Origin of the sequence: Actinomadura sp. 7K534 (genome assembly GCF_004348575.1) — a bacterium.
In the GTDB taxonomy this organism is placed as follows: Bacteria; Actinomycetota; Actinomycetes; order Streptosporangiales; family Streptosporangiaceae; genus Spirillospora; species Spirillospora livida.
The window spans coordinates 1-11,487 of sequence record NZ_SMKB01000224.1 but is presented as its reverse complement, the minus strand read 5'-3'; the positions used below and the strand labels follow the sequence as shown (position 1 = coordinate 11,487).

The following is an 11,487-nucleotide window of genomic DNA, read 5'->3' as shown; positions in this document are numbered from 1 at the left end:
GCCTACTCCCACACCGCCTACGTCACCCAGGGCCCGATGCTGTACGTGTCGGGGCAGATCGCCCTGGGCGAGAACGGCGAGGTGGACGCGCCGGGCGACATGGCCCGCCAGTCGGAGGTGGTCCTCTCGTTGCTGGAGCGGATCCTCGCCGCGCACGGCGCCGGGTTCGGGGACGTCGTCAACATCCGCTCCTTCCTCACCGACCTCGGCCTCCGCCGGGAGTACGGGGCCGTCCGCGCGAAGTACTTCACCGGCCCGCCGCCCACCAGCACGACCGTCGAGGTGCCGCGCCTCTTCCACCCCGACGCCCTCCTGGAGGTCGAGATCGTCGCGGCCGTCCCCTAGCCGCTCAGCTCCCCGGCGGCGTCCCGCAGGTCCGCGAGGAACGCGGTGACCGCCGGGGACCTGCGCGCATGCCGCCCGACCGCCGCGTAGACGGACCGGCGCGGCACGTCGGACGCCACCGCGCGCAGGACCACCCCCTCCCGCGCCGCGGCCGACGCGGCGAGGGCGGGCACGAGCGTGACGCCGAACCCCTCCGCGACCAGGCCGAGCTTGGAGATCCACTCCGCGACCCGCAGCGGGGTCTCCGGGACGAACCCGGCGGTCTCGCAGCGGGCGCGCAGGGCCGCGACGGCCTCGGGGTCGTCGGCCACGATCCACGTCTCGTCCGCGAGGTCGCCGAGCGCGAGGCGGCCCCGGGCGGCGAGCCGGTGGCCGCTCGGCAGCGCGACGAGCAGCGCGTCGTCGGCGAGCGCGACCAGGTCGTCGGCCGCGATCGACGGGATCTTGTACGTGCTGACCACGGCCAGGTCGAGGTCGCCCGCCTCCAGCATCGGCAGCAGCCGCTCGGTCGTCCCCTCCCGCAGCACCGGCCGGACCCCGGGATGGCGGGTCCGGAACCGGGCGAGCGCGCGGGGCACCAGCGCGGCGTTCGCGGTGGGGAACGCCCCGACCCGCAGCGTCCCGGTGTCGAGGCGGCGCAGCCCGTCGAGCGCGCGGGCGGTCTCGGCGAGCCGGTCGAGGAGGCCGCGGGCGTGCGGCAGGAGGTGCTCCCCCGCCGGGGTCGGGCGCACGCCGCGGGCGCCGCGCGCGAACAGTTCCACCCCGCAGACGTCCTCCAGCGCCGCGATCTGCCGGGAGACGGCCGACTGCGTATAGCCCTCCGCGGCCGCGGCGGCGGTGAACGAGCCGAGGTCGGCGACGGCGACGAACGTCCGCAGCAGGACGGGGTCGAGGGCTTCGGCGCGCACGGACGCAGCATACGAGGGGCCCGGTAGGGTCGCCGCATGCCGGAGAGCCGCCCGTTCGTCAGCCTGGCGACCGACTTCGGCGCCGCCTACACCGCGATCTGCGCGGGCGTCGTCTACACGGTCGCGCCCGCCGCGAACGTGCTCGTGCTGAGCGACGAGATCACGCCGTTCGGCGTCCGGGAAGGCGCGATGCTGCTCCGCCAGGCGCTCCCGTACCTGCCGGCCGGGGTCCACGTGGGGATCGTGGACCCGGGCGTCGGCACGTCCCGGCGCCCCGTCGCGATCGAGACCGGGCGCGGCGACGTGCTGGTCGGCCCGGACAACGGCCTCCTGGCGCCCGCCGCCGACGCGCTGGGCGGCGCCGTCCGGGCGCACGCCCTGGAGAACCCGGCGTACCGGCTGCCCGCGGTGTCCGCCTCCTTCCATGGGCGCGACGTCTTCTCCCCCGCCGCCGGGCACCTCGCCACCGGCGTCGACCTGGCGGACCTCGGGCCCCCGGTCGAGCCGCTGCCGCTGGACGTCCCGTCACCGCTGGTCGGCGACGGGGAGCTGACCGCCCCCGTCCTCTACACCGACCGTTTCGGGAGCGTGATCCTCGGTGCCGGGCCCGACGACCTGACCGCCGCGTTCGGCCCGCTCCCGCACGGGACGCCGCTGGACGTCGTGTGGGCCGCCCCGGCGCCCGGGTCCGCGCGGGCCGCGTTCGAGGAGACCTTCGGTAGCGTCGCCCCCGGCGAGCCCCTCGTCTGGATAAACTCGTCCGGACGGCTCGGCCTCGCGGTCAACCAGGGCTCGGCCGCCGAGGTCCTCGGCCTGGCGGGGGCGGGGAGCGTCACCCTGCGCCGCGCGTAGCGCCGCCCCTGCGGGAGACTCGTCGCCGTGGAAGATCTCGATGTGGTCGCCTGGGTCCAGGTGTCGGGCGACCGGATGCTCGCCGTCCGCTCCCGCGGCCGCGACCTGCTGTATCTGCCGGGCGGCAAGCGGGAGCCGGGCGAGGACGACTGGTCGGCCCTGTCCCGCGAGGTGCGGGAGGAGCTCGGCTTGGAGCTCGACAGGACGTCCTTCCGGGAGCTGGGCGTCATCCGCGCGCCGGCCCATGACCAGCCGGACTTCTCCCATGTGCGCATGGCGTGCTTCACCTCCGGCCACCGGGGCGCGATGGCCCCCGCCGGGGAGGTGGACGAGTACCGCTACGTCGGCCGCGCCGAGCGCCACCTCCTGGCCCCGGCCGCCCAGGCGGCACTGGATCTCGCGGCGGATAACGGCCTGCTGACCTGATCGGTCGGGACTCGTCCGGAAACCCTTGCCACGTAGTAGCGGACGGACCGTTAGCTGTCCTGACACGGACCTCAAGTCCGCGGTAAACGTCCCCTGGATGGGCATTCGCGCAGGTGGACCCATTAGGATGCCGCGATCGGTCAGAGAATGCTTACGGGGGGACCGTATGGCAGAGGTCCAGCACTTTTCCTACGGCCTGCTCACGCCGGCGGCCGCCTACCTCATGTCGTTCATCGGCTCGCTGCTCGGCCTGCTGTGCGCCACCCGCGCGCGGGCCGCCACCGGCCGCTCGCGCGCCTCCTGGCTGGGGCTCGCCGCCCTCGCCATCGGCGGGACCGGCATCTGGGTGATGCACTTCATCGCGATGCTCGGCTTCACCGTCAAGGACCACGAGATCCGCTACGACGTGCCGCTCACGCTGCTGAGCTGCGGGACGGCGATCGCGGTCGTCGCGTTCGGGCTGTTCATCGTCGGGTTCGCCGGCGCCCGCACACCCGTGATCATCCTGGGCGGCCTCATCATGGGCGCCGGCGTGGCGAGCATGCACTACACCGGCATGACGGCCATGAACATGTCCGGGCACATCGACTACCAGCCCGTCCTGGTCGGCCTGTCGGTGCTGATCGCGCTCGTGGCGGCCACCGCTGCGCTCTGGTTCAGCCTCTCCGTCAAGGGCCTGTGGGCGACCACCGGGGCCGCCGCGATCATGGGCATCGCGGTGAGCGGCATGCACTACACCGGCATGGCGGCGATGCGCATCACCATGCACGAGGGCATGGCCGCCCCCACCGGGGCGCGGCCCGTCGACTTCCTGCTGCCGCTGCTGGGCGGCGTCGGCGGTGTGTCGATCATCCTGCTGGTCATCATCGCGATGGCGCCGAGCGAGGAGGAGATGCGGATCGAGGCCGAACTGCAGGAGCGCATCCAGGCCCGGCAGCGCGGCGAGGCCCCGCGCACGCCCGCCGACCCCGTCGCGCCGCCGCCGGGCCGGTCCGCCGGCCAGTGGTTCGACGGCGGCCCGGGCCGCTGACGGCCCGCACCGGCGGGTGCTCCCCTTAGCCTGGCCCAGGGCCGGCCCCTACGCCCGGCGCGGTACCGGGGCGGGCGCACGGTGGCCGGACGCCGTAGGCCGGATGTCTCTCGGAAGCCGATGCCGGGGCGCATGCCGTACCCGCAGCATCATCGGCATGACGAACATGACGCAGACCCTCACCCGCCCCGCCGTCCACGCCGGCCCTCCGAAGCTCTCCCCGACGCAGCTGCGCGCCGCCCAGATCGAGACGCTGGAGACCCCGCGGCTGAAGTACGGGCTCCTGGCCCGGCTGCTCTTCAAGCAGATGGACCTGGTCTACGGCCGCGAGCGCACGCTCGTGAAGTTCACGATGCTGGAGTTCATCGCGCGCGTCCCGTACCAGGCGTGGGAGCGGATGGGCTACCTCTCGCTGTCGCGGCGGCGCCGCCGCTCCGCGCTGGCCAAGCGCGTCTACGAGCGGATCGTGGAGACCCGCGAGGAGCAGGACAACGAGCAGTGGCACCTGCTCATCCTCCAGGACCTGGTCCAGCGCGAGGGGATGCGGCAGTCGTTCCTCCTGCACCGCCTGGCGCCGTGGCTCGTGGCGTTCTTCTACTACCACGTGTCATGGCTGCTGTTCCTGGTGCGACCCGAGCTGAGCTACCGGCTCAACGCCGACTTCGAGGACCACGCGGAGCACGAGTACATGGCGTACGTGGCCGAGCACCCCGAGCTGGAGTACGCGCCTGCGCCCGCGACGTACGCCGCCGAGTACGGCGAGTACGCCTCGGTCGCCGACCTGCTGCGGCAGATCGGGCACGACGAGCGCGTCCACAAGCTGGACAGCCTGGTCAACATGGCGGCGCCCCGCTTCCACGAAGCGCCCGGCCGATGATCCGCTGTCCCGGCGCGGCGGCGGCCCGGTCCTCCGGCCGCCGCCGCGCCGTCCGGCGTTCCGGCCCGGTTCAGGCGCTCTCCTCGCCGGGCTCCCCGTGGTCCGGGCCTTGCTCGTGATCTGCAAGGTGCGCGCGGTCCATGCCGTCGCTCCGCCGCCGGTCGGCCGCCGCGGCGGCGAGGATCATCTCGTCCACGACCCACCGCGCCTCCGGGGACAGGTCGACGAGGGCGCGCAGCACCTCGGGCCTGATGATGCCGCGTTCCACGTCGCGGCCGAGCGCCTTGAGCGTGAGGTCGTCGCCGATGGGGTCGGCCTCGCTGGGAAAGCCGAAGAACCCGATCGGCACCCCGAAGAACGTGGCGAGCGCGGTGAGCGTCTTGAGCTGCGGGTTCTCCTGGCGTCCCGTGCGCAGCTTCCACACCGTGGTGGACGAGATGTCCGCGCCGGTGGCACGGGCGATGGCCGCGGCCGTCTCCACGTTGTTGCGCGGCGGCCCCGCGTGGGCCGGCCACAGATTCCGTATCAGCCACTCGACCTTCTCGGCCAGTGACGCCCCCGGCGGCACCTCGTGCGTGCGATCGCGCATCGTTCCCCTCCCAGCGACCTCAGTGACTTTAGTTGATCACAGCGGTGCCGCCCGTCCAATGACACGCCGCTCCCTCTCAGGTCCCGGGTCCCCTCCCTCTCTGCGGTGAACTTTCCAAAGAGGCATTGCAAAGACCCTTTGCAACTTCTAGCGTCCCGTGCATGAAGGAACAGCCGGCACCCGAGGTGCTCACCGATCCGGCGCAGGTGCGGCTGCTCGCGCACCCGCTGCGGCGGCGGATCGCCGAGGTCATGCGGCGCGGTCCCGTCTCGGCCACGACGCTGGCCCGCGAGCTGGGCCAGAGCACCGGTTCGACGAGCTACCACCTGCGGCAGCTCGCCAAGCACGGGTTCGTGGAGGAGGTGCCGGAGCTGGCGCGCGGCCGGGAGCGCTGGTGGCGGGTGGTGCCCGCGGACCGGCGGATCCCGCCCTACCGCGAGCAGTCGCCGCGGCTGCGCGAGGCGGTCGAGGAGCTGACCCGCCTGGAGTTCGCGAACGAGCTCGACATGCTCACCCGCTACCAGCGGGCACGCGACGAGATGGGCCCCTGGGCCGACGCGCTGCTGTTCTCGTTCTCCACCGTCACGCTGACGCCGGAGCAGGTGCGGCCCTTCTTCGAGGAGTACATCGCGCTCATCTACCGCTACAAGCGCGCCGACGACGACCCGCCGCCGGACGCGCGCACCCTGCACGCCAGGTTCCTGGCGTTCCCGGAGGTCTAGAGCCCGGACCGCCGAGTTGCCGCTCGGCGGCCCGGACGGGCGGAGGCCCGCATCACCACGCCGTACGGCGTGTTCGCACGCGACACGAGTCCCCCACGGAAAGGAGAGCACCTCATGCTGCTCTCACGCAAACGCCTGCTCACCTGGGCGGTCCTGCTGGCCTGGGTCGTCATCACGATCCTGGCCGTACCGGCGGCGAGCCGGCTGTCCGAGGTCGTCGAGGCCGAATCGTCCGCCGAACTCCCCCGCGGCGCGCAGTCGACCGAGGTGGCCGAGCTGACGCCCCGGTTCCCCGGCGGCGAGACGGCCCCCGGCATCATCGCCTACGTCCGCCCGTCGGGCATCACGCTCGCGGACCGCGCCAAGGCCGAGGCCGACCGCCGCGCGCTCGCTCCCATCGCCACCGCGGCGATCGCGCCGCCGAGGCCGTCGCGGGACGGCAGGGCGCTCATGCTGACCGTCCCGCTGGCCGACGACGACACCCTCACCGGCAAGGCCGGGACGCTCCGCGACACGTCCCGCGCCGGGGCGCCGCCGGGCCTGGAGGTCCGCCTGACCGGCCGGGCCGGCGCCGCGCTCGACGTGGGCGACGCCTTCGAGCGCATCGACCGGCCGGTCCTGATCATCACGGTCCTGGTCGTCGCGGCGGTCCTGCTGCTCACCTACCGCAGCCCGGTCCTGTGGCTGCTGCCGATCGTGAACGCCGCGATCGCGCTCCAGGTCGCGGGCGCGGTCGTCTACCTCCTCGGCGAGCACGCCGGCCTCTACGTGGCGGACGGCGTGTCCACCATCCTGAACGCGCTCGTCTTCGGCATCTCGACCGACTACGCGCTGCTGCTCCTCGCCCGCTACCGGGAGGAGCTGCGCCGCCACCCCGGCCGGCACCGCGCGATGGCCGCCGCGCTCCGCCGCGCCGCCGCCCCGATCGCCGCGTCCGCCGCGACCGTGTCGCTCGGCCTGCTGTGCCTGCTCGCCGCCGACATGGGCTTCAACCACGCGCTCGGCCCGGTCGCCGCCATCGGGGTGCTCTGCGGGCTCGCCGTCGTGATGTCGCTGCTGCCGGCCCTGCTCGTCGTCCTCGGCCGCTGGGTCTTCTGGCCGCGGATCCCCCGCCACGGCGACGCCCCGCCCGCCCGCGGCGCCTGGGACCGCGTCGGCCACCGCATCGCCGCGCGTCCCCGCCTCGTCTGGATCGGCGGCCTCGCCGTCCTCGGCGCGCTGTCGGCCGCCGCGCTCGGCATGGACACCGGCCTCGACCGGGCCCACTTCCTCACCACCACGCCGAGTTCCACGGTCGGCGAACGCCTGCTGGCCGAGCACTACCCCGGCGGCCAGGGACGGCCCGTCCAGGTCATCGCCGACCGGCCGGACGCGGCCTCCGTGACCGCCGCCCTCCGGAACTCCCCCGGTGTGGCCGACGTCGGCGCCCCGCTGCCGTCCACCGACGGTCGTCTCGCAAGGCTCGACGTCGTGCTGACCGACCCGCCCGACAGTGAAGCGGCCGAGCGCACCGTCCGCGCACTCCGCGAGAGCATCCCGGACGCCCGCTTCGGAGCGAGCACCGCAGCCGAGATCGACCTGGCCGACGCGCAGTCCCACGACCGCCGCGTCGTGATCCCGCTCGTCCTCGGAGTCGTCCTCCTCGTCCTGGTGGCGCTCCTCCGCGCCCTCGTCGCCCCGCTCCTGCTGGTCGCCACGGTCGTCGCGTCCTACTTCGCCGCACTGGGCGCGTCCTGGCTGCTGTTCCGCCACGCGTTCGGCTTCCCGGCCGTCGACACCCAGGTCGCCCTCATGGGATTCCTGTTCATGGTGGCGCTCGGCGTGGACTACAACCTGTTCCTGGTCTCCCGCGTCCGCGAAGAGGTGGGACGCACCGATCACCGCACGGGCGTCCTCCGCGGCCTGGCGGTGACCGGCGGCGTCATCTCCAGCGCGGGCCTGGTCCTGGCGGCCACGTTCGGGACCCTGGGCATCATGCCCGTCACGATGATGGTGCAGATCGGTGTCCTGGTCTCCCTGGGCGTCCTCCTGGACACCTTCTTCGTCCGCTCCGTCATCGTCCCGGCCCTGGCCCTGGACACCGGCCCCCGCTTCTGGTGGCCCGCCCGCGAGCGGCCGAAGTAGCACATCTCCGGCGCGGTGGGCGCCGGACGGCCGCCTTCCGCCACCCGGCCGCACCCGAGCCGGGCGTCCGCCACCATGGGGTGGACGCCCGGCTCACGAAAGGTTCGCCCCCATGTACCTGACCGACGACGACCGGCGATGGGACGAGCACAGCGGCGGGTCCGGCCACGACGATCCCGAGTGGTCGCACGGCGACGAGGACAAGGCGCTCACCTACTGGCGGACGCTGGACGACAACGGCCGCGCCGTCCTCCGCCACCTCTTCGACCGGCGGGGGCAGCAGGTCCACTGCACCGAGCTCGTGACGGAACTCGGCCTGGACCCCGAAGGGAAGAAGAACCCGCCGAACGTCGTCGCGGGCGCCCTGAACCAGGCGGGCCAGGCGAACCGGGCGACGGGCCGCCGCTACCCCTTCCGCTGGTGGGCCGGGGAGGGCGGCGCGGACTACGGCGTCAAGCCGGGCACCGCCGCCATCTTCGAAAGGGCCCTGTCCGCCGACCACGTGAAGCGGAACCCCGGCCAGGTCCTCGCCTTCGCGGTACCCGGCAACGAGGTGCGGAAGTTCATCGAGCACCTGGGCGACGCCCTCGCCGGCACGGACGTGCGGATGGCCCTCGGCTCGGCGTGCACGACCGCCGTCAAGGCCGTCCAGCACCTCGTCGCGGCCCTGCAACTGCCCTACGACGCAGCAGAGGGATGGCGGGAGTTCTTCGACCACCTGGGCGAGGGCACATCATTGCGCCGCTGCGTCGTCGTCACCGACGCGTGCCAGATGCTCGAATACGAGGACCCGGACGTCTGGCACGAGTTCGTCACGTCCCTGCACGGCGGCCCGCATTGCCTGGGCGGGGGCTCGTCAACCCTCGTCCTGCTGGACGACCCGTTCGCCTGGGAAGACTGGCGCTTCGCCCCGACCACCGAAATACGCCCCTTCCCACCGGCAGGGCACCCCGCCACCGGTTGACCCCACGGGGCGTGCGCACTCAGGCGGGGCCGAGGAGATCCCACCGGTTGCCCGCGACGTCGAGGAACACCACGACCCGCCCGTAATCTTCCGTACGCGGCGAACCGACGAACTCGACCCCCGCGGCCGCCATGCGCTCGTACGCGGCATCGAAATCGTCGACCCGGAGAAAGAACCCCACGCGGCCGGCGACCTGATTCCCGACAACGGCGGCCTGACGAGTTCCGTCCGCACGCGCGAGCAGAATCCCCGTCCCACCGCCGGGCGGCCGGACCACGACCCACCGCTTGGGCCGCCCGTCATTGGTCAACGCAGCCGAGTCCTCGACCAGCTCGAACCCGAGAGGCCCCGTGAAGAACTCGATGGCGCTGTCATAGTCATCCACAACAACCGTGACCAACTCCACCCACATGCCCGCGAACCTACTCCCGTCCACGGTCGGCGCACCGGGAACCGGCGCGTGCGAGCCGTCAGGAGCCGTGGCGGGAGAAGGTTGCCGTGTAGGGGATTCCGTGGATGTGCAGTAGGCCGTAGATGTTGGCGCTGGGGCCCGTGGGGAGCAGGTCCAGGACGTCGTCGCCGGGGCGACCGCCCAGGGCGGTCAGGAGGCGGGCCGCGTCGGACGCCGCGACCCAGGTTTCTGGACAGATGTCTGATCGACTGTCTATATTGCGGGCGGTACACCTTTGGAGGCAACCGATGCCCAGCCGGTACGAAGGTCTGAGCCGTGCGCAGCTCGCCACGCTGGTACCGGAGCTGCTGCTCATCGGCCACCTGATCGACCGGGCGGGGATGCCGTTCTGCCTGGAGGCCTGGGGCCAGGAGGAGATGACCCAGGTCGCCATCGAGGAGTGGGCGGCCGCCAGTCCGATCTACACGCGGCGCATGCAGAAGGCGCTCGGCTTCGAGGGCGACGACGTGCCCACGATCTTCAAGGGCATGCAGCTGGACATCGGCGCGCCGCCGCAGTTCATGGACTTCCGCTACAGCGTGACCGACCCGTGGCACGGGGCGTTCCACCTCGACCACTGCGGGGCGCTGCTGGACGTCGAGCCGATGGGCCCCTCCATGGTCAAGTTCATGTGCCATGACATCGAGGACCCCACGTTCGACGCCACGGCCGTGGCCACCAATCCCAGGGCGCAGGTGCGGCCGGTCCACCGTCCGCCGCGGGAGCCGGCCGACCGTCACCCGCACTGCTCTTGGACGGTGGAGATCGACCCGTCCTTCCCCGGCGTCGAGGCGATTCCGGCGCTCGCCGTCAACCAGCGGTCGCATGCGGCCGCGCTCGTCCTCGACGACATCGATCCCGCCGAGGACGGTCTCGCCGACTACAGCGGGCCGCTCGTCGACGATCTGGATTTCGCGGCCTTCTCGCACTCGGCGCTGGTCCGGATGGCGGACGAGGTCGTCCTGCAGCAGCACCTGCTCAACCTCTCGTTCCAGCTGGCCGTGCGGGAACGCGCGGCGGGTGACGAGGACGTCTTCCGGCGGATCGGGCTGAAGCAGCTCATCGGGCACGCCGGTGTGGCCGCCGAGCGCCTGCACCGGGCACTCGGGCTGTCCGATACCCCGGGGGACGCCGCCCAGGTAATCGAGCTGCATCCGCTGATGAACCCGATGCCGTACGTCCGGTTCAGCCGGGACGGGGACTCGGTCACGGTGGCGCAGTCGCCGGCGCATCAGGACGGCGGGTGGCTCCCGCTCTGCACGCCCGAGACCCCCGACGCCCTGCGGGCGATCGTCCGCGCGGTGAACCCCTACCTGGACGTCGAGATGAGCGGCACCGCGACCGACTGGACGGCGCGGGTCGTGCGGACCGACACCGCCGCCCCGGAGTCCGGAGAGGTCGCGGTCACCAAGATCAGCAAGGGGGCCGCGTTCCGGTTCGAGCCGCGCCGGTCCCTGCCGATCTTCGTGAAGTGAGCGGCGAGGCCGGGATCAGGCGGCCTTCGCGTCCTCCCGCGCGGCGAAGAACGCGTCGAGTTCGGCCCGCTGCGCGGCGTCGAAGGCGTTCTTGGGGAGGAAGCCGGCGATCTGCCGGTTGATGTAGAGCAGCCAGAACTCCGGCGTCGCCTCGACCCGGCTGAACATGGACCACTTCATCGCGGTGGTGGACTGGTCGGTCCGCGTCTCGTACCCGTCGTCCGTCACGTGCACCGTCGTGGGCACGCAGAGGTAGGAGAGCTGCTTCATCGCGAGCCGGCGGACCGCCCGGGTCGCCGCCATCGGAGCCGCGACCGCCGCGATGAGCATTCCGGCGCCCATGATGGCGGAACCGACCAGGAAGCACACGGCCGCCGCCACGACCAGGACGGCCGGCAGGACGATGTAGACGCCTCTGAGCTGCCGCCTCAGCCCGAGGTGAAGCGCTCGCGCCACCTCTTCGGGAGTGGCCTCGTACCGCAGGGTGATGTCCATCTTCGCCGCCTTGATCCGATAGGCCGGTCATTCTCGTCAGACCCGCCGACCACGGCAACCCGCGTCAGCGCGGGGGGCCGCCGGAGAAAGGGCGAATGGAGATGTTTGACGTTGGAGGGGTCTGCATCGCCTGACCGCGCGGCACCACCCGGCGGCACCCGGCCGTCGTGCGGCTGCTCCCGAGCAGCGGCACGACGGCCGCACGCGCCTAGGGCGAAGGGGGCGGGGC

Annotated in this window: 13 protein-coding genes; 9 read left to right on the top strand and 4 right to left on the bottom strand. The window is 72.7% G+C overall.

All coding sequences use genetic code 11. From position 1 onward, the window contains the following. The coding region (locus tag E1266_RS30065; RefSeq protein ID WP_132052762.1) for a RidA family protein at nucleotides 1-345 on the top strand (345 nt) is incomplete at its 5' end. Here the strand turns inward: E1266_RS30065 and E1266_RS30060 are convergent. Then, entirely contained in the window at nucleotides 342-1,253 is a 912-nt protein-coding gene (locus E1266_RS30060; protein WP_243719059.1) for a LysR substrate-binding domain-containing protein, read from the bottom strand. The genes E1266_RS30065 and E1266_RS30060 overlap by 4 nt on opposite strands. A 36-nt stretch (nucleotides 1,254-1,289) precedes the next feature. On the opposite strand from E1266_RS30060, the gene E1266_RS30055 reads away from it, so the two are divergent. The 4 genes from E1266_RS30055 (at nucleotide 1,290) to E1266_RS30040 (ending at nucleotide 4,438) form a co-directional block, all read left to right on the top strand. Further along, nucleotides 1,290-2,105 (top strand): SAM-dependent chlorinase/fluorinase, encoded by an 816-nt coding sequence (locus tag E1266_RS30055; protein WP_132052760.1) that lies wholly within the window; start codon nucleotides 1,290-1,292, stop codon nucleotides 2,103-2,105. A 27-nt stretch (nucleotides 2,106-2,132) separates the two neighbouring features. Further along, nucleotides 2,133-2,531, top strand: a complete 399-nt coding sequence (locus tag E1266_RS30050; RefSeq protein ID WP_132052758.1) for an NUDIX domain-containing protein — start codon at nucleotides 2,133-2,135, stop codon at nucleotides 2,529-2,531. 166 nt (nucleotides 2,532-2,697) lie between these two features. Next, nucleotides 2,698-3,561: an MHYT domain-containing protein gene (locus E1266_RS30045; RefSeq protein ID WP_132052756.1), complete on the top strand. Its 864-nt coding sequence runs from the start codon at nucleotides 2,698-2,700 to the stop codon at nucleotides 3,559-3,561. Nucleotides 3,562-3,718: 157 nt separating this feature from the next. Further along, complete coding sequence (locus E1266_RS30040) at nucleotides 3,719-4,438, top strand: alternative oxidase (protein ID WP_165966266.1); 720 nt, start codon at nucleotides 3,719-3,721, stop codon at nucleotides 4,436-4,438. Nucleotides 4,439-4,508: 70 nt separating this feature from the next. Here the strand turns inward: E1266_RS30040 and E1266_RS30035 are convergent, their stop codons facing one another. Continuing rightward, nucleotides 4,509-5,027: a hypothetical protein gene (locus E1266_RS30035; protein ID WP_132052752.1), complete on the bottom strand. Its 519-nt coding sequence runs from the start codon at nucleotides 5,025-5,027 to the stop codon at nucleotides 4,509-4,511. Nucleotides 5,028-5,188: 161 nt separating this feature from the next. Between E1266_RS30035 and E1266_RS30030 the strand changes: the two genes are divergently transcribed. The 3 genes from E1266_RS30030 (at nucleotide 5,189) to E1266_RS30020 (ending at nucleotide 8,837) form a co-directional block, all read left to right on the top strand. Further along, nucleotides 5,189-5,749: a helix-turn-helix domain-containing protein gene (locus tag E1266_RS30030; RefSeq protein WP_132052750.1), complete on the top strand. Its 561-nt coding sequence runs from the start codon at nucleotides 5,189-5,191 to the stop codon at nucleotides 5,747-5,749. Nucleotides 5,750-5,863: 114 nt separating this feature from the next. Further along, nucleotides 5,864-7,873, top strand: a complete 2,010-nt coding sequence (locus tag E1266_RS30025) for an MMPL family transporter (RefSeq protein WP_132052748.1) — start codon at nucleotides 5,864-5,866, stop codon at nucleotides 7,871-7,873. A gap of 112 nt (nucleotides 7,874-7,985) precedes the next feature. Then, nucleotides 7,986-8,837, top strand: coding sequence for a DUF6416 domain-containing protein (locus E1266_RS30020; protein WP_132052746.1), 852 nt, complete (start codon nucleotides 7,986-7,988; stop codon nucleotides 8,835-8,837). A 19-nt stretch (nucleotides 8,838-8,856) separates the two neighbouring features. On the opposite strand, the gene E1266_RS30015 is transcribed toward E1266_RS30020, so the two are convergent. Then, nucleotides 8,857-9,249 (bottom strand): VOC family protein, encoded by a 393-nt coding sequence (locus tag E1266_RS30015; protein ID WP_132052744.1) that lies wholly within the window; start codon nucleotides 9,247-9,249, stop codon nucleotides 8,857-8,859. Between the two features lie 287 nt (nucleotides 9,250-9,536). Here E1266_RS30015 and E1266_RS30010 point away from each other — a divergent pair, with 287 nt between their 5' ends. Continuing rightward, nucleotides 9,537-10,763 carry a hypothetical protein gene (locus E1266_RS30010; RefSeq protein WP_132052742.1) on the top strand — a complete coding sequence of 409 codons (1,227 nt, stop codon included), beginning with the start codon at nucleotides 9,537-9,539 and terminating at the stop codon, nucleotides 10,761-10,763. Nucleotides 10,764-10,778: 15 nt separating this feature from the next. Here E1266_RS30010 and E1266_RS30005 read toward each other — a convergent pair whose 3' ends face one another. Next, complete coding sequence (locus tag E1266_RS30005) at nucleotides 10,779-11,258, bottom strand: YcxB family protein (RefSeq protein ID WP_132052740.1); 480 nt, start codon at nucleotides 11,256-11,258, stop codon at nucleotides 10,779-10,781. Between the last annotated feature and the right edge of the window lie 229 nt (nucleotides 11,259-11,487).

Excerpts from the sequence above, each read along its gene's own strand:
- E1266_RS30010 (WP_132052742.1), top strand. The coding sequence starts at position 9,537 with ATGCCCAGCCGGTACGAAGGTCTGAGCCGTGCGCAGCTCGCCACGCTG.
- E1266_RS30030 (WP_132052750.1), top strand. The coding sequence starts at position 5,189 with ATGAAGGAACAGCCGGCACCCGAGGTGCTCACCGATCCGGCGCAGGTG.
- E1266_RS30035 (WP_132052752.1), bottom strand. The coding sequence starts at position 5,027 with ATGCGCGATCGCACGCACGAGGTGCCGCCGGGGGCGTCACTGGCCGAG.
- E1266_RS30055 (WP_132052760.1), top strand. The coding sequence starts at position 1,290 with ATGCCGGAGAGCCGCCCGTTCGTCAGCCTGGCGACCGACTTCGGCGCC.
- E1266_RS30040 (WP_165966266.1), top strand. The coding sequence starts at position 3,719 with ATGACGAACATGACGCAGACCCTCACCCGCCCCGCCGTCCACGCCGGC.
- E1266_RS30015 (WP_132052744.1), bottom strand. The coding sequence starts at position 9,249 with ATGTGGGTGGAGTTGGTCACGGTTGTTGTGGATGACTATGACAGCGCC.
- E1266_RS30020 (WP_132052746.1), top strand. The coding sequence starts at position 7,986 with ATGTACCTGACCGACGACGACCGGCGATGGGACGAGCACAGCGGCGGG.
- E1266_RS30025 (WP_132052748.1), top strand. The coding sequence starts at position 5,864 with ATGCTGCTCTCACGCAAACGCCTGCTCACCTGGGCGGTCCTGCTGGCC.
- E1266_RS30005 (WP_132052740.1), bottom strand. The coding sequence starts at position 11,258 with ATGGACATCACCCTGCGGTACGAGGCCACTCCCGAAGAGGTGGCGCGA.
- E1266_RS30045 (WP_132052756.1), top strand. The coding sequence starts at position 2,698 with ATGGCAGAGGTCCAGCACTTTTCCTACGGCCTGCTCACGCCGGCGGCC.